The following is a 16,272-nucleotide window of genomic DNA, read 5'->3' as shown; positions in this document are numbered from 1 at the left end:
TGGATACGTGTGTCGCAGTCCTGGGCCGGCAAGAACTGGGGCTCGATGCAGATCCCACGGATCGGCCAGGAGGTGATTGTGAGCTTTCTGGAAGGCGACCCGGACCGGCCGATCATTACCGGGCGGGTGTACAACGCGGAGCAGACGGTGCCCTACAAACTGCCCGAAAATGCCACACAAAGTGGTATGAAAAGCCGCTCCAGCAAGGGCGGCTCACCCGCCAACTTCAACGAAATACGCATGGAGGACAAAAAAGGCGCCGAGCAACTCTATATCCACGCGGAGCGTAATCAGGATATTGCCGTAGAAAATGACGAAGGCCATTGGGTGGGTCACGACCGCCACAGCACTGTGGATCACAACGAGATGGTCAGAATCGGCAATGACCGCCTGCGCGCGGTGTTGGCTAACGATGCTTTGCATGTCGGCGGGGCCAAGAGCGACAGTATCAACACCCAATACCTGATCGAGGCAGGATCGCAAATTCGGCTGGTCTGTGGAAAGAGCGTGCTGGAGTTCAATGCCAGTGGCGAGATCAACATCTCGGGTACCGCGTTCAATATTTACGCCAGTGGTAACGGCAATATTGATACAGGCGGCCGGCTGGACCTCAATGCGGGTAATGCTTGTGCCGTGGATAACAAGGGTAAAGGCATCAAAAGCGTTATTGATGCAGCGGTGAAAGCCTTCTTTCCCAAACGCTGACAAGGCAGACAGAGCGCCTGCCCAGTTGATCAAGTCGACAGCAAAAGATACCGCAGCGCCTTGTGATACTTGGCGATCCGTTCCAGGTCCTTGGTCTCTAGCGTGGGCAATCGCGTGAGGTTGAGGTTGTCCCGGATGTCTTCGATTTTCACCTTGCGCGCCAACTCATCAGGCCAAATCCTCGCGATAAAGTCTTCGTAGACTTCGCCGGGACGCTTTGAGAGACAGTCGATGGCATGTATCACGTGCTCGCTGAGGCCTAATTGTCTTAATTCATCCAGGGTGACATTACTGTCTTCGACAACATCATGCAGAACGCTGACAACCTGCTCGTCCAATGTCTCGAATTTCAACATCAAGCGCAGCGGGTGCAGAATGTAAGGCTTGCCAGACTTATCCACCTGCCCTGCATGAACACGACAGGCCAGCGCAATAACGGCGTCGAGAATACTCATTGACGTGGAAATCCTTTTTCATATTGCTCACGAGTGATTTCCCGGCCCGAGCACAACGCTTCCCGATACAGACGATGGTCAGGAACAACCGGTTCAGTACGTTCTTGTGCGCCATAGAACTTGACGTATATTTTTTTCTCTCGGTGATCCCAGCGATACATGACTTCTTCGAAGTTGTAGTCGATGAAAACATCCCGGGTCAAAAACGCTTCAAAATCAATTGCCACTGCTCCCCCTTATCGCGTCGTAATAGGCTTTGCTCTGATTGGCAATGGCTTTTGCTTCGGCACTGTTTGGGTCCAGCACTCGCCCCTCCTCATAGTACTTGTGGCCCAGCCCACCTTCGACATTGGCTTTCGCCGCTACCGCATTGTAAGTGTCATCACCCAACAACCTGCCGAGCGCGTCAGCGCTCCTTTCCACAGATCCTTTCAGAAGTGTGGGTAGACGATGTTGAAACGTCAGATCGCCGTGCCTCGGTTCGTTCCCGGCTGAATCAGCAACAGCTCATCCAACTCGCGCTTGCGGCAACGTATAACGAACGGTAGAGCAGCGTCCGGGTCACGCTTGAACAGTTCAAAAGTTGCCCGATCAATTTCATAATATTCCTCGTAATCGACCATACCGTTACTGACCGGTATGGATACGTAAAAACGACCCGATTCCTTTTCGATTCCCACGGAAAACATGTGTTCCCGACTTACAAAAACATCCTGAAATTTCATGATCACCTCTAGGGTGCTGTCTCACAAATAAAGCTTCTTATGTCTGTGAGGTCATTGCCTCACGGGCTCGCTGTATCTTGTTCAAAATATCTTCCCCCTTGGCGTTCCAGACGTAGCGAGTCGGCTGCGCATTACGCAGTGCCAGGAACGTGGTGATCGAGCTTTCCAGTTCGCGAACTGAACTGAAACTGCCATCACGCAGGTACACCGTGATATCGCGAAAGAAGCGTTCAACCATGTTCATCCACGAGCTGGATGTCGGGGTGAAATGCATGTGGAAGCGTTTGTGCTTCTCAAGCCACGCCTTCACTTTTGGATGCTTGTGCGTGGCATAGTTGTCGACGATCAAATGCAACTGAAGATGCTTGGGCGTTTCTCGATTGATCTTCTTGAGAAACTCCAGCCACTCCTGATGCCGATGTTGGCGCTCAATGCTGCTGATCAAATGCCCCTGAAGATAATCCAGCGCGGTGAACAAGGTGACGGTGCCGTGGCGGACATAACCCGAGCACTGACTGACCACAGAAGCATAGCTTAGGTTAGAACCTTATTTCAGAGACAGCGCACTAGCGTGGGCAAGCAACACATCGTCTCAATGAATGCCTTATCAAAACATCAGATCGCCGTACCACGATCTGTACCCGGTGGGATAATCAAAAACTCATCCAGTTCACGCTGGCGGCAATGGTTCACAAATGGTAGCGCAGCCTCTGGGGCATGGCTGAAAGGTCAAAAGTCGCCCGGTCAATTTCATAATATTCCTCGTAGTCGGCCATGCCATTGCTGACTGGAATCGATACGTAGAATCGGCCTGAAATTTCTTCAACGCCTAAAGTGAACCTATACTCACGTCTTACAATAATGTCCCGCAATTGAATCAGCATCTGCTCTTTCCACAAATATCTTTCGTGCCTCAGATATTAAAAGGCACAAAATCTGGCCCGCCAAGTTTGTCCCTTACAACCAGAGCGGTACGCATCAACGGATCCCATAGACCGTGCTGACTGTTCCAGGCAGCGCCCGCCCAACGTGTATCAACGACAAGTGCTGCCTTGTTGGCTTCAAGTTGCGCCTGAAGCGCTAGTGCAACGGCACTCATGTCGATTTCGAACAACCCGGCATAAAGACCTTGTGGTTGTGCGTGCTTTTTGCTCAGACAAAAACGGTAGTACCAGACCCAAACCGCCGCCGCATAGATCGCCCGATTACGATCAGGGTAAGTCGCCAGAATTTTCAGCAAAGCCGCCACAAAGCGCGCGGGAAACAGGGGATCGTGGGTCTGCTGCCAGTAACGCAGCAGCAGCAGATCGAACGCTGCGACGATATTCTGCGGCTCATCGTTATCGCTTTTGGCTTCCTGGAAGTAGAACGGCTCCCCCACGAGGAATTTGTCTAATTCGTCATTCGCCAGGGCCAGTAGCAGTACGTTGTCTAGATTGGCACTCATTGAAGTCTCACTACATCAGGGTTCGCGAGCAGAATATTAATGTCATTACCGTGTGGAATGCCCACATTGTCCATTACCGCTTCTCGCATGCCACCAGGGTAGGTCCGTCCGCCGGGACGCCATAATGAATTGACCCCACGCTCATTACCGGTGGGCATGATCACCTTGGGGTTATCCAGGTTCATCATATAAATCTCCTTGCCGGCAAAAGTGCCCGGGTCATAGCCGAGGGCCGACTCCAATACTGATATATCGCCCGTCTTTTTAAATTCGCCAACCACACCATGCAAATCTGACTTGGCCATAACGTACTTGGATGGGCTAAAGGTCGCATACATCGGATTGGCGATATCGTCCGGGGTGAACAGGAAAGCCCCCCCTTCATCCTGGAAGACCTTCAGATGCTTAGAGATATAGGAGGCTTCAAGGTAATCGGCGGGATTCGGCCGGCTGGATCGAGGAATCGCCAGAATATCGTCTTGCGTAAAACCCGGTTTGTACCTCACTTTGGGGGACGTACCGATTTTCGCCATTTTCGGGCCAAGTCCCAAAAGCGCCATCCCGGCGACGCCTTGCAACAAGTCCCCATAGCCAGGCCCAAGGCGATCCCCCAGGTCCCCGAGTAAGGCCATGCCACCCATCATTGCACCACCGATCACCACAAACCCGACCAAGGCGGCAAAGCCTGCCATCGCCGCAAGAATTGCAGCTCCGCCCATGGCCACGATGCCGAGCGCTTCAAATCCAGTGTGCATCCAACCTTCGATATCAAGAACAAACGCAACCGAAACTGTCGGCCCACCGATAAACGTATTGGGGCTGCCACTCTTGATATGCGCACCGCAGACCATTTTGCTATGCAAGCGGGCCGCCGGCTTGCCGTTGATAAAGACCGTGGCACTGCCTTCGGCGATCAATACCGGAAACGGCCACATTGGGTGACTCATCGGAAAACCGGTACAGGACGAGGCGATGTCCTCTCCCGCTCGCATCGCATTGAGGCCATTGATATAGACATTGAAACTGCCCTTCAACAACGTCCCCGTGGTAGGTTCGGGCAGGTTGAAAAGGGTATTTAGACCTTTGACGATTTGGAACATCGACAAACCGCCCGCAGCGATCGAGCCTGCCATGATCGCCACCGCCACCCCACCTGTGGCAACGGTAGCAGCGATGACTGCAGCTCCAATCAATGCGCCGGCCACAGCGCCGGCGATCATCGACATGACCCCAAAACCGTGGGCTATTTCATCACCCAAGCGTGCTGCCGCCTGCGCATCCATCGCGTACCTCTACCTTCTTGATCCACTCGTGTTGTATCTACGCAGAACACATCACCTGATCAAATATCGGAAACCCGCGGTTTCAGCGAATTCATGACAATCCTCCAAGCCTTCTCATGATGAACAAGATCATCGGAGGTAGTTGTCAATATCGTGATCAAAACGGCGGGTTTACGCTCTATAAAGACTTGTCGCAGGTGACTCGATAGATCGCAAATATTCGGACAACGCAGGGTAACGGGACAAACCGCTGCCCAACGGTAAATCTACCGCGCGGCAGGGCAAGCAGTAGCATCAGACACTCGTAAGGCGATATTGGCCAGGTTCCGTCCAAGCGACTCGCCAAAAGCTACCACTGAGAAGACCCAAGTCATCCCGAAGGTATTCAAAGACCTCAGCAGGGCACCATTCCTTACCTGCTGAGAAGGCAACTTCCAGTAAACGCAAGGCATCAAACACTTGAGCTTTCTGTTTATCATCCAGCACATCCAAAATGTAAACGTCATGCTCTGCCGTTTGCGAAAACCCAATAGCGCGCAAAGCAGGACCCAGGTTGGGATCCATCACACGAACACGCACTGCATCGGCGTCTGCTTTTTCCACATAGGCCTTTAACATCTCATTAGTCACTGACAAATACCTCAGTTATCGTTTTAATACCACTTGCATCCTTTGTGGGAATAGACTCAACAACCATTTCTGGAGCCCCTCCTGGCAAGTGTTTGCCTGGCCCTAAAAAGTGCTTATTTCCTTCCAAGGGACTTCTGGGCATACGGTCAACAATATTATCCACCTGCCTCACTTTAAAGCCGCCCTGCAGTGAACCATCTTCCAGACCGAAAGCGCGCTCCAATTCTGCCGCTTTCTTTGTACTTATGGTTACTTTGGAGCGCCCTGCAAGATCACCTATAACATCAGTGACACCCTTTTTATCGGAAACAAAGCTGCCGCCCCGACCAATCGTTGGATATTTATCCCATGAGGTCGGGCTGACGTTAAAACCGGTATTGTCCTGGAGCATTTGTTCTTGTCGCTGGCGAGCCAACAAGGTTCGCTCGGTGGCGGTCATCGGCCTGCGCGCCAATCTTGGGCTTGCGCCCAGCAGTGCCAAACCAGCGATCCCCTGCAACAAGTCACGGTAACCCGGTCCCAGCCGGTCGCCAAGATCGCCGATAAGTGCCATGCCTCCCAACACCAAACCACCGACAATCACGACTTCAACCAGAACAGCCAACCCCACCATAGCGGCCATAACCAAACCAGCGCCTGCCGCAAGCAGCCCCACAAGTTCCAGCCCAGAATGCATCCAGCCCTCGATATCCAGCACAAAGGCTACCGAGACGGTTGGCCCGCCGATAAAGGTATTTGGGCTGCCGCTCTTGATATGGGCACCGCACACCATTTTGCTGTGCAGGCGGGCCGCCGGCTTGCCGTTGATAAACACGGTGGCGCTGCCTTCGGCGATCAACACCGGGAAGGGCCACATCGGGTGATTCATCGGCAGCCCAGTGCAGGACGAGGCAATGTCTTCGCCGGCGCGCATCGCATTGAGGCCGTTGATATAGACGTTGAAACTGCCCAACATCAGCTTGCCGGTGGTGGGCTCAGGTAGGCTGAAGATAGTGCTCAGGCCCTTGACCACCTGGAACATCGACAGTCCACCCGCCGCAATCGAGCCGGCCATGATTGCCACCGCCACTCCGCCGGTAGCAACTGTAGCAGCGATAACTGCGGCACCAATCAATGCTCCTGCCACTGCGCCCGCCAGCATTGCGGCGACGCCAAATCCGTGGGCTATTTCATCACCCAGGCGGGCTGCTGCTTGCGCATCCATTGCGTCAATCTACCGTATTGGTTATACCGGCCGTGTGCGAATCAGGTGCCTGACACAAGGGGTTTGAGGCTGCTCATGGCAACTTTCCAGGCGGTCTCGTGATGAACCAGGTCACTCGGCGTGGTCGTCAATGTGGTAATCAGCACAGCCGGTTTTCGTTCGATAAACATCTGGCGCAACATCAGTTCGCGCCCCTCACGCTTCCAAGTGTAATCCAGCAGTGTGGCGGCATGGGCATGCAGCACCGTGTCCCAACGCTGGACCAACTTGAACTCAGGCAATTGCTGCTCTGCGCTCTTCACTTGTTTGTCGACGTAATCCGCAAAGATCGCGTCGCCTTGGGAGGCATCACGACTGATGACAAAACTGGCTTCCTTGGCGCCGCCAACGGCAGGCAGCTTGAAGATATTGATACTCTGGTCCTGCCAGGTATCAGGGATGTCGAGGTCCGCTTCTTGAATTCTGTAGAAGGTCACAGTGATCGCTTTCCATGGATGTGAGTGACTCGGGAAAGCGCAAATACTCGGGTAATGCGCCACAACAATCAAGCCGAGGGCGATTCCCAGGTCCCGGCCCACCAAAAATGGGCACCCAACCCAGTCAGCATGCCCATTTTTCCTACCGACCCGCCATCCTTCGAGACCGCACCGCTATCAAAATTTGACGGAAAGGGCGGACGGGCCTAAAAAGTCCGCCACTGTCCAATCTTGAATCGAGCGTTTATCAACTATCCTCTACATCAGCCTCCGCGTTCTTTACCAGTCTCTTGAGCATTCTGTTCATGTGCGTGTAGCGCTGTTCAATAGTATCCATTCGAGACTTGTCAGTCGGCGCGTCTGACGATTTAGGCGCTTCATACGGTGTGTAAATAACTCCGTATCGTTTACCCAGGTCTTGCATCTGGGTTTCTATGCCATTCATGTTTTTTTCAAGACTGCCTAAACGCCCGCTTGTGTCCGTTGGTGCATCAGCCCGTTTACCAACGGCCTTAGCCTCAGGCCCTTCGTTAATAGAAATGATTTGGTTGGCCATCGTCTCTGTTTTTATTTCACTTTCTTCGAGGCGCGCGTCTATTTTTTGCTTTTCTGTCGCGGCCGGATCTACGGTTGTGGTCGTGCCGTCCGCGTTCTTTTTTTCCGCACCTGGCATTGCCGCTTGCGCTTGAATTCTATCCAAGATGGCTTTGGAGGCTAGCTGTTCCCCCACGCTCAAGGGGATATTAACCAGTGAGCTTACCCCCCCACTTATAAGGGAGCTGCGCGCGTTGGCCGCAAGTTCAGAAGAGAGCGATTTGAACCCATTTTTATTGTGCAAATTGCTAATATCTTGCGTATTTTTTAACGAATCCTTAATACCAGCCGACCCAACTTTTGGCTTTGTCTGTGACCCAGAACCTGGACGAGCCCCTCCCACCGTCCCTTTATTTGACGGAGTACCGGAACCTGAATTAGATCCCCCTCCATTACTTCCGTTATTTCCGTTAACTCCGTTATTTCCGTTAATCCCGTTACCTCCGTTACCTCCGCGTATTCTTGTCGGGCTCCTCCTAGAGGTGCTGGCGCCCTTAGCACCACTTAATTCCGCAGCCCCCACCTTCTCATTACTTGCCGTAGGATATTCAATACCCCCTCCGTTACCCGCGCTCGAACCATATACAATCTTCGAGTGGTCAGCCGTTTGCGGCCCATTACCCGACGTCAATGGCGCGGAGTTGCCTGGCACGGTTGTCTGAGGTAACGGAGCGATTGGGGGGAGATAAGTTTCATTGGTAAGTTTCATTGAGACACCTCTTGAAAATAGTCTTGAGCGCGTCCCTGCAACCTCGACTTATACGTGGCACCCCGTAACAGTTAAGTTCCACCGTTTCAATAATCGCCCTTTACACGTATTAATAGACGCTGCACGCCTACCACTCATAACCCTATAAGCCGTCAGCACCTTCCTTGCGCCTCAATCGCTTTGCCACGCGCACAAAAAATGGGCACCCAACCCAGTCGGCGTGCCCACTTTTTCTACCACCCCGCCCCCTTCGAGACGATACCGCTATTACGGGTTGACGCTGTCTTTGAGCGACTTGCCCGGCTTGAACGCAACGGTATTACTGGCCTTGATTTTCACCGGCTCACCGGTTTGTGGGTTTTTGCCGGTGCGGGCGCCGCGGTGGCGTTGCAGGAAGGTGCCGAAGCCAACCAGGGTGACGCTGTCCTTGCGGTGCAGGGCGCCGGTGATTTCTTCGAGAACGGCGTTGAGGACGCGACTGGCCTGTTCTTTGGTGAGGTCCGCTTTTTCAGCGATGGCGGCTGCGAGTTCTGGTTTACGCATAAGTGAAGCCTCTTTGACGGTTTTTTGTTGTTATGTCCGTGCTGCTCTCTAGTGGAGCAGCGCCCAAGGCGCCGCAGGCTCTACTCTGCGGCAGACGGGAGTGAGGATGGCATGCCCTCGGACGCCGCGCCAGTCTCGCGGCGACCTTTCTAGGGTGAAAAACAGGGTTATTCCGACAGAACGACCGGTATTTATGCCAGCAAAGGCGGAAGTTCTTTGTTCAACGCCAGTTTTTCCATCACGGCGCTGCCGGTCAGCGCATAACCCAGCAGGCGGCCGCTGGTGTCGCGGCACAGGGCCTTGATGTCGGCGCCCTGCCCTTCGACGCTCCACACGCCTTCGGTACCCCGTGGCGGTGGCGAAACGACCAGCGGGCAGACCGGGGTTTTCACGGTGACCGGCATCGGCCCGTAGCTGACGGCCGTGGCGTTGCCCGCCAGGGTCTGGGCCAGGGCGCGGGCGCAGCTCATCAGCGGCATGACATACAGCAGGTTCAGGCCATCGACCTCGGCGCAGTCGCCCAGGGCATAGATGTTGGCGTGGGAAGTCTTGAGGTGGCGGTCGACCATGACCCCCCGGTTGATCTGCAGGCCAGCAGCCGCGGCCAGATCGACGCGCGGGCGCAGGCCGATGGCCGAGACCACCAGGTCGCAGCGGACCACTTCACCGTCCGACAGGTGCGCTTCCAGGCCCTCGGCGCTGCGTTGCAGGCGGTTGAGCACCGGGCCGAGGTGGAAGCGCGCCCCAAGGCCTTCCAGCCCGGCCTGCACCGCTGCGGCGGCCGCAGGGTGCAGCAGGGTTGGCATGACTTGCTCGCACGGCGCCACCAGGTCGATTTCGTAGCCTCCAAGGATCAGATCGTTGGCAAATTCGCAGCCGATCAGGCCGGCGCCGAGTAGCAGGACGCGGCGTTTACCGACGGCTGCCGCGCGAAAGCGTGCGTAGTCTTCAAGATCATTGATCGGGAAAATCAGCTCTGCAGCGTCGCCTTCGACCGGCACTCGCACGGTTTCCGCGCCCCAGGCCAGGACCAGGTCGCGGTAGGCCACCGCTTCTTCACCGATCCACAGGCGCTTGTGGCCCGGGTCGATGCCGGTGATACGGGTATGGGTGCGCACTTCGGCCTTGAGTTGCTCGGCCATGGCGCCAGGTTCAGCCATGCTCAGGCCATCGGCTTCCTTGTTCTTGCCAAAGCCGGTGGAGAGCATGGGCTTGGAGTAGGAGCGCCCATCATCCGCGGTGATCAGCAGCAACGGGGTTTCGCTGTCGAGCTTGCGAAACTCGCGGGCCACGTTGTAACCGGCCAGTCCTGTGCCGACGATCACGACAGGTGCGTTCATTCCTTTCTCCTCGTAGTACGTTTCGTAAATTCGCGATTACGCGATTTCGATCATTTCGAAATCCATTTTGCCCACGCCGCAGTCCGGGCACAGCCAGTCTGCCGGAACGTCCTGCCACAGGGTGCCCGGTGCGATTCCGTCATCCGGCCAGCCGTCCGCTTCGTTATAGATCAGGCCGCAGACTACACATTGCCACTTCTTCATTTACTTGCTTCCTCAGGGTCCAGGCAGGTTGGCCGACGGTCGATAGATCTCGCGTTGCCGTGCGGCTCAGCGCGTTTTGTACTGATCGGAGCCTGCAGATGCAAGCACGATCGACGCAAGGCACCGGTTCAGCCCGGCAAAAGAGCCGGGCGTCATGGTAAGCTCGCGGCCTCTTTTGCTGCCAATATTGACGCACCGTGCCGCACTCAATCACCCCTCCCGATGCTTGCCAATGGCTGACCCAGAGCCTTCTGAGCCCCCTGCCTGCGCCGTTGACCCTTGACTGGCTGTTCGACGAGGGCTCGCTGACGCGGCGGCTGACGCGGCTGTCCCGCGACGGCTTCAGCGTGACGCCGCTGTTCGAAGGCTGGCAGCCGCTGCGCGATGACGAATGCGCGGCGCTGGACCTGCCCGAGGCCAGTATCGGTTGGGTACGCGAGGTGTATTTGTGCGGGCATGCCCAGCCGTGGGTGTTTGCCCGCAGCGTGGCGTCGCGCAGTGCGTTACAAGGCGACGGGCTGCATATGGACGAACTGGGGAGCCGATCGCTGGGCGAACTGCTGTTCTGCGACCGCGCGTTCACGCGCCAGGCGATCGAGGTCTGCCACTACCCACGCCCATGGTTGCCCACGGCGGATCAGGTCGACGGGCTGTGGGCGCGCCGCTCGCGGTTCGACCGTGGGACGCTGAGTGTATTGGTCGCCGAAATCTTCCTGCCGAGCCTGTGGCAGGCGGTGCATGACCACCCGGAGAACTGCTGATGTATCAACGCCTGCTCAAATCCTTGAACCGTCTGAACCCCAGGGCCTGGGATTTCATTCAGTTGACCCGCATGGATAAACCCATCGGCATCTACCTGCTGCTGTGGCCGACGCTGTGGGCGCTGTGGATCGCCGGCAAGGGCTCGCCTTCCTTGATCAATATCGTGATTTTCGTGCTCGGCGTGGTGCTGACCCGCGCCGGTGGCTGCGTGATCAATGACTGGGCCGACCGCAAGGTCGACGGCCATGTGAAGCGCACCGAGCAACGCCCGTTGGTCAGCGGCAAGATCAGCTCGAAAGAGGCGCTGGTATTTTTCGCGCTGCTGATGGGCATCAGTTTCCTGCTGGTGCTGCTGACCAACGCGACGACCATCCTACTGTCCCTCGGCGGCCTGGCGCTGGCGGCAAGCTATCCGTTCATGAAGCGCTACACCTATTACCCGCAGGTGGTGCTGGGCGCGGCGTTTTCCTGGGGCATGCCGATGGCGTTCACCGCCGAGACCGGCAGCCTGCCTGCCGCCGCGTGGCTGCTGTATATCGCCAATGTGCTGTGGACGGTGGGCTACGACACCTATTACGCCATGACGGACCGCGACGACGACTTGAAGATCGGCGTGAAATCCACCGCCATTCTGTTTGGCGACGCCGACCGGGTGATCATTCTGACCCTGCAAGGCCTGGCGCTGGCATGCCTGTTACTGGCAGGGGCGCGGTTCGAGTTGGGCGGCTGGTTCCACTTGGGGTTGCTGGCGGCGGCGGGCTGTTTTGCCTGGGAGTTCTGGTACACCCGCGACAGGGACCGGATGAAGTGCTTCAAGGCGTTTTTGCACAACCACTGGGCAGGGTTGGCGATCTTTGTCGGGATTGTCGCGGATTACGGGTTGCGATGAGGGGCCAGGCCCCTCATCGCTAGGGGGTTGAACTAAGGCTTGGCGACTTTCCAGGCCCCGTCCATCTTGCCTTCACCGGTCATGTCACCGGCCTTCTTGTCCATGACGAAGGTGTAGAGCGGCTTGCCGCTGTAGGCCCATTGACTCTTTTGATCGTCACGGGTGACCACGGTCCACTTGCCCATGGGCTTGTCGGTGGACGCAGCTGTCAATGGCGGCCAGTTGGCAGCGCACTTATCGTTGCACATGGATTTGCCATTGGCATCCTTGGCAAAGGTGTAGAGCGTCATGCCCTTTTGATCGACCAGTATTCCGTCTTTGGTCATCGCAGGGTCAGCCGCGAATGCCAGGGTCGGCAGCGTCAACGCCGCCGTGACCAGCAGGGCCTTCCAGGAAAAAGTACTGTAAGTCATCGGAACCTTCCTTTTGTGGTTGTCAGGATTCGGACCCAAAGCGTAGTCCACCGAGGCGGGAATTGCGCGAGCAGCTAAATTACTGTCACACGACTGCAATAATTCCGTTATCTAATGCGGCGCAAGACAGTTAAATGACAAGAGGACTTTAGGCATGGTTGGCAGGAGCATTCTGATCGTCGACGACGAAGCGCCCATTCGCGAGATGATCGCCGTCGCGTTGGAAATGGCCGGCTATGACTGCCTGGAGGCCGAGAACTCGCAGCAGGCCCATGCCATTATTGTCGACCGCAAACCGGACCTTATCCTGCTGGACTGGATGCTGCCCGGCACCTCCGGCATCGAACTGGCCCGCCGCCTCAAGCGTGACGAGCTGACCGGCGATATCCCGATCATCATGCTCACCGCCAAGGGCGAAGAGGACAACAAGATCCAGGGCCTGGAAGTCGGCGCCGATGACTACATCACCAAGCCGTTTTCCCCACGGGAACTGGTCGCACGCCTGAAAGCCGTGCTGCGCCGTGCCGGCCCTACCGATGGCGAAGCACCGATCGAAGTCGGCGGCCTGTTGCTGGACCCGATCAGCCACCGCGTGACCATCGACGGCAAGCCCGCCGAGATGGGCCCGACCGAATACCGCCTGCTGCAGTTCTTCATGACCCATCAGGAGCGCGCCTACACGCGCGGCCAGTTGCTGGACCAAGTGTGGGGCGGCAACGTGTACGTGGAAGAACGCACCGTGGACGTGCATATCCGTCGTCTGCGCAAAGCCTTGGGCGATGCCTACGAGAATCTGGTACAAACCGTGCGCGGCACCGGCTATCGGTTTTCAACCAAAGGTTGAGCCGCAAGCTGTTAGCTACACGCTTCAAGTAAAAGCCGCTCACGCTTACTTGAAGCGTGAGGCTTGAAACTTTTCACTGGCCGAAGGACCGATCGTGAACCAAAACTGGCATGGCACGCTTATCCGCCACCTGCTGCTGTTGATCACCGGCTGTCTGCTGGTAGGCCTGCTCAGCGGCCAATACGGCTGGAGCCTGGCCGTCGGCATTGGCCTGTACCTGGGCTGGACCCTCAAGCAATTGCTGCGCCTGCATGAATGGCTGCGCCAGCACAAACCCGATGAAGCACCACCCGATGGCTACGGCCTGTGGGGCGAGGTGTTTGACAGCATCTACCACCTGCAACGCCGCGACCAACGGGTGCGCGGGCGCCTGCAAGCGGTGATCGACCGCGTACAGGAATCCACCGCCGCGCTGAAAGACGCGGTGATCATGCTCGACAGCGACGGCAACCTCGAATGGTGGAACCGCGCCGCCGAGACCCTGCTGGGCCTCAAGACGCCCCAGGACAGCGGCCAGCCGGTGACCAACCTGGTCCGCCACCCGCGCTTCAAGGAATACTTCGAGCAGGAAAATTACGAAGAAGCCCTGGAAATCCCCTCGCCCACCAACGACCGCGTGCGTATCCAGCTGTACCTGACGCGCTACGGCAACAACGAACATTTGATGCTGGTACGCGACGTGACCCGCATCCACCAGTTGGAACAGATGCGCAAGGACTTCGTCGCCAACGTCTCCCACGAACTGCGCACACCCCTGACGGTGATCTGCGGCTACCTGGAGACGCTGCTGGACAACGTCGACGAGATCAACCCGCGCTGGAGCCGTGCCCTGCAGCAGATGCAGCAGCAGGGCTCGCGCATGCAAACCCTGCTCAATGACTTGCTGTTGCTGGCCAAGCTGGAGGCGACCGATTACCCGTCGGATAACCACCCGGTAGCGGTGCAAAGCCTGTTGCAGACCATCAAGAACGACGCCCAGGCCCTCTCTGGCCAGCGCGGGCAACAGATCACCCTGGAAGCCGACCCGTCGATACTGCTCAAGGGCAGTGAAGGCGAATTGCGTAGCGCGTTTTCCAACCTGGTGTTCAACGCTGTGAAATACACCCAGGACAAGGGCAATATCCGCATCCGCTGGTGGGCCGACGCGCAGGGCGCGCACCTGAGTGTGCAGGACTCCGGCATCGGCATCGACGCCAAGCACCTGCCGCGCCTGACCGAGCGCTTCTACCGCGTCGACTCCAGCCGCAACTCCAACACCGGCGGCACCGGGCTGGGCCTGGCGATCGTCAAGCATGTGCTACTGCGCCACCGCGCCCGCCTGGAAATCAGCAGCGTGCTCGGCCACGGCAGCACCTTTACCTGCCATTTTCCGCCGACCCAGGTGACCCGTTCGCGGATGGTCGTGAATGATGAGTAACCCGGACACTCTACAAACCTAAATGTGGGAGGGGCGGTGCGACGATTCGACTTGCTCCCGATAGCAGTGTGTCAGTCGGCTTATCTGATACTGATACACCGCTATCGGGAGCAAGCTCCCTCCCACCTTTAGTTTGGAGTTGTGTTGTTCCGAAGAAGGCATTCCAGGCCCCACCGGGCAGCAACCACTAGGCAAGCGCTGCGCCAGCCGCTACATTGGCCGACTTGTGTCTGCCTTTCAGGCGCTCCTGTCACCCCTATTGAACACACGGAACCCGCAAAACCCCATCATGGACCCTTCCCCAAGTATCACCCTCGCCACGCTCTTCGCCGATTTCGGCATGATTCTCTTTGCACTGATCCTGGTACTGCTCAACGGTTTCTTCGTTGCGGCGGAGTTTGCCATGGTCAAATTGCGTTCCACGCGGGTCGAGGCCATCGCCCACACCAACGGTTGGCGCGGGCAGATCCTGCGCACCGTACACAGCCAGCTCGACGCCTACCTGTCGGCCTGCCAGTTGGGTATCACCCTCGCCTCCCTGGGCCTGGGCTGGGTCGGTGAGCCGGCCTTTGCGCATATCCTCGAACCGCTGCTGGGCGCCGTCGGCGTCGAGTCGCCGGAAGTGATCAAGGGCGTGTCGTTCTTTTCCGCCTTCTTCCTGATTTCTTACCTGCACATCGTGGTCGGTGAACTGGCCCCCAAATCCTGGGCCATTCGCAAGCCGGAATTGCTGTCGCTATGGACGGCGGTGCCGCTGTACCTGTTCTACTGGGCCATGTACCCGGCGATCTACCTGCTCAACGCCAGCGCCAACGGCATCCTGCGTATTGCCGGGCAAGGCGAACCCGGCCCGCACCATGATCACCAATACAGCCGCGAAGAACTCAAGCTGATCCTGCACTCCAGCCGTGGCCAGGACCCTAGCGACCAAGGCATGCGCGTATTGGCCTCGGCCGTGGAAATGGGCGAGTTGGAAGTGGTGGACTGGGCCAACTCGCGGGAAGACCTGGTAACCCTGGACTTCAACGCCCCGCTCAAGGAAATCCTCGCGCTGTTCCGTCGCCACAAATTCAGCCGTTATCCGGTGTATGACGCGCAGCGCAACGAGTTTGTCGGCCTGCTGCACATCAAGGACCTGCTGCTGGAACTGGCGAACCTGGACCATATCCCCGAGTCGTTCAACCTGGCCGAACTGACCCGCCCGCTGGAGCGCGTGTCGCGGCACATGCCGCTGTCGCAGTTGCTGGAGCAGTTCCGCAAAGGCGGCGCGCACTTCGCCCTGGTGGAAGAGGCCGACGGCAATATCATCGGCTACCTGACCATGGAAGACGTGCTCGAAGTGCTGGTGGGCGATATCCAGGACGAACACCGCAAGGCCGAACGCGGCATCCTCGCCTACCAGCCGGGCAAACTGCTGGTACGCGGCGATACGCCGCTGTTCAAGGTAGAACGCCTGCTGGGCGTCGACCTCGACCACATCGAAGCGGAAACCCTGGCCGGGCTGGTCTACGACACCCTCAAGCGGGTGCCGGAAGAGGAAGAAGTGCTCGAGGTTGAAGGCCTGCGGATCATCATCAAGAAGATGAAAGGGCCGAAGATCGTGCTGGCCAAGGTCCTGCTGCTGGACTGACC

19 protein-coding genes and 3 pseudogenes are annotated in these 16,272 nt (G+C 57.3%); 6 read left to right on the top strand and 16 right to left on the bottom strand.

Annotated features, from left to right (window positions below; genetic code table 11):
* Positions 1 to 705 (top strand): type VI secretion system tip protein TssI/VgrG (gene tssI / locus ACP7CJ_RS23710; RefSeq protein ID WP_426102176.1); only part of this gene is annotated, 705 nt, incomplete at its 5' end.
* Between the two features lie 29 nt (positions 706 to 734).
* Here the strand turns inward: tssI and ACP7CJ_RS23705 are convergent.
* From ACP7CJ_RS23705 to ACP7CJ_RS23635, 15 genes and pseudogenes are all read right to left on the bottom strand, one after another.
* A complete protein-coding gene (locus ACP7CJ_RS23705; protein ID WP_276195480.1) occupies positions 735 to 1,160 on the bottom strand; it encodes a GTP pyrophosphokinase in 426 nt (141 codons plus the stop codon).
* A complete protein-coding gene (locus tag ACP7CJ_RS23700) occupies positions 1,157 to 1,387 on the bottom strand; it encodes a hypothetical protein (RefSeq protein ID WP_276195481.1) in 231 nt (76 codons plus the stop codon). The genes ACP7CJ_RS23705 and ACP7CJ_RS23700 overlap by 4 nt, the downstream gene beginning before the upstream one ends.
* A gap of 234 nt (positions 1,388 to 1,621) precedes the next feature.
* On the bottom strand, positions 1,622 to 1,885 hold the full coding sequence (locus ACP7CJ_RS23695; RefSeq protein ID WP_276195482.1) for a hypothetical protein: 264 nt from the start codon (positions 1,883 to 1,885) through the stop codon (positions 1,622 to 1,624).
* Between the two features lie 37 nt (positions 1,886 to 1,922).
* Positions 1,923 to 2,390, bottom strand: a pseudogene (locus ACP7CJ_RS23690) (IS630 family transposase); the annotation flags it as partial.
* Between the two features lie 110 nt (positions 2,391 to 2,500).
* Positions 2,501 to 2,769 (bottom strand): annotated as a pseudogene (locus ACP7CJ_RS23685) (hypothetical protein).
* A 29-nt stretch (positions 2,770 to 2,798) separates the two neighbouring features.
* Positions 2,799 to 3,332: a hypothetical protein gene (locus tag ACP7CJ_RS23680; RefSeq protein ID WP_276195483.1), complete on the bottom strand. Its 534-nt coding sequence runs from the start codon at positions 3,330 to 3,332 to the stop codon at positions 2,799 to 2,801.
* On the bottom strand, positions 3,329 to 4,615 hold the full coding sequence (locus tag ACP7CJ_RS23675) for a PAAR domain-containing protein (RefSeq protein ID WP_426102178.1): 1,287 nt from the start codon (positions 4,613 to 4,615) through the stop codon (positions 3,329 to 3,331). The genes ACP7CJ_RS23680 and ACP7CJ_RS23675 overlap by 4 nt, the downstream gene beginning before the upstream one ends.
* A gap of 59 nt (positions 4,616 to 4,674) precedes the next feature.
* Positions 4,675 to 4,812, bottom strand: a pseudogene (locus ACP7CJ_RS23670) (hypothetical protein); the annotation flags it as partial.
* A gap of 97 nt (positions 4,813 to 4,909) precedes the next feature.
* A complete protein-coding gene (locus ACP7CJ_RS23665) occupies positions 4,910 to 5,233 on the bottom strand; it encodes a hypothetical protein (RefSeq protein WP_426244310.1) in 324 nt (107 codons plus the stop codon).
* Between the two features lie 4 nt (positions 5,234 to 5,237).
* Positions 5,238 to 6,449 (bottom strand): PAAR domain-containing protein, encoded by a 1,212-nt coding sequence (locus tag ACP7CJ_RS23660; protein WP_426102182.1) that lies wholly within the window; start codon positions 6,447 to 6,449, stop codon positions 5,238 to 5,240.
* Positions 6,450 to 6,490: 41 nt separating this feature from the next.
* Positions 6,491 to 6,925, bottom strand: a complete 435-nt coding sequence (locus ACP7CJ_RS23655; protein ID WP_426102184.1) for a DUF1795 domain-containing protein — start codon at positions 6,923 to 6,925, stop codon at positions 6,491 to 6,493.
* Between the two features lie 247 nt (positions 6,926 to 7,172).
* Positions 7,173 to 8,228, bottom strand: a complete 1,056-nt coding sequence (locus ACP7CJ_RS23650) for a hypothetical protein (protein WP_426102186.1) — start codon at positions 8,226 to 8,228, stop codon at positions 7,173 to 7,175.
* Between the two features lie 267 nt (positions 8,229 to 8,495).
* Positions 8,496 to 8,771, bottom strand: a complete 276-nt coding sequence (locus tag ACP7CJ_RS23645) for an HU family DNA-binding protein (RefSeq protein WP_040071769.1) — start codon at positions 8,769 to 8,771, stop codon at positions 8,496 to 8,498.
* A gap of 191 nt (positions 8,772 to 8,962) precedes the next feature.
* The gene (locus tag ACP7CJ_RS23640; protein WP_276195489.1) at positions 8,963 to 10,111 is read right to left on the bottom strand and encodes an NAD(P)/FAD-dependent oxidoreductase; all 1,149 of its coding nucleotides are present in this window, start codon (positions 10,109 to 10,111) and stop codon (positions 8,963 to 8,965) included.
* A gap of 36 nt (positions 10,112 to 10,147) precedes the next feature.
* The gene (locus ACP7CJ_RS23635; protein ID WP_276195490.1) at positions 10,148 to 10,315 is read right to left on the bottom strand and encodes a rubredoxin; all 168 of its coding nucleotides are present in this window, start codon (positions 10,313 to 10,315) and stop codon (positions 10,148 to 10,150) included.
* Between the two features lie 197 nt (positions 10,316 to 10,512).
* Between ACP7CJ_RS23635 and ACP7CJ_RS23630 the strand changes: the two genes are divergently transcribed.
* Both ACP7CJ_RS23630 and ubiA read left to right on the top strand, forming a co-directional pair.
* A complete protein-coding gene (locus ACP7CJ_RS23630; RefSeq protein ID WP_426102188.1) occupies positions 10,513 to 11,076 on the top strand; it encodes a chorismate--pyruvate lyase family protein in 564 nt (187 codons plus the stop codon).
* Positions 11,076 to 11,966, top strand: coding sequence for a 4-hydroxybenzoate octaprenyltransferase (ubiA, locus tag ACP7CJ_RS23625; protein ID WP_276195493.1), 891 nt, complete (start codon positions 11,076 to 11,078; stop codon positions 11,964 to 11,966). Before ACP7CJ_RS23630 ends, ubiA begins: the two co-directional genes overlap by 1 nt.
* Positions 11,967 to 11,998: 32 nt before the next feature.
* On the opposite strand, the gene ACP7CJ_RS23620 is transcribed toward ubiA, so the two are convergent.
* Positions 11,999 to 12,379: a COG4315 family predicted lipoprotein gene (locus ACP7CJ_RS23620; RefSeq protein ID WP_276195494.1), complete on the bottom strand. Its 381-nt coding sequence runs from the start codon at positions 12,377 to 12,379 to the stop codon at positions 11,999 to 12,001.
* A 154-nt stretch (positions 12,380 to 12,533) separates the two neighbouring features.
* On the opposite strand from ACP7CJ_RS23620, the gene phoB reads away from it, so the two are divergent.
* The 3 genes from phoB (at position 12,534) to ACP7CJ_RS23605 (ending at position 16,270) form a co-directional block, all read left to right on the top strand.
* Positions 12,534 to 13,223 (top strand): phosphate regulon transcriptional regulator PhoB, encoded by a 690-nt coding sequence (gene phoB, locus ACP7CJ_RS23615; RefSeq protein ID WP_003176964.1) that lies wholly within the window; start codon positions 12,534 to 12,536, stop codon positions 13,221 to 13,223.
* Positions 13,224 to 13,314: 91 nt separating this feature from the next.
* Positions 13,315 to 14,640, top strand: coding sequence for a phosphate regulon sensor histidine kinase PhoR (gene phoR, locus ACP7CJ_RS23610; protein WP_276198013.1), 1,326 nt, complete (start codon positions 13,315 to 13,317; stop codon positions 14,638 to 14,640).
* 289 nt (positions 14,641 to 14,929) lie between these two features.
* Positions 14,930 to 16,270, top strand: coding sequence for a hemolysin family protein (locus ACP7CJ_RS23605; protein WP_276195497.1), 1,341 nt, complete (start codon positions 14,930 to 14,932; stop codon positions 16,268 to 16,270).
* The last annotated feature ends 2 nt before the right edge of the window (positions 16,271 to 16,272 follow it).

Source organism: Pseudomonas sp. PSPC3-2, from assembly GCF_049897085.1.
In the GTDB taxonomy this organism is placed as follows: Bacteria; Pseudomonadota; Gammaproteobacteria; order Pseudomonadales; family Pseudomonadaceae; genus Aquipseudomonas; species Aquipseudomonas paraveronii.
The sequence above is the reverse complement of the archived record's forward strand: the minus strand, read 5'-3'. Positions and strand labels throughout refer to the sequence as shown.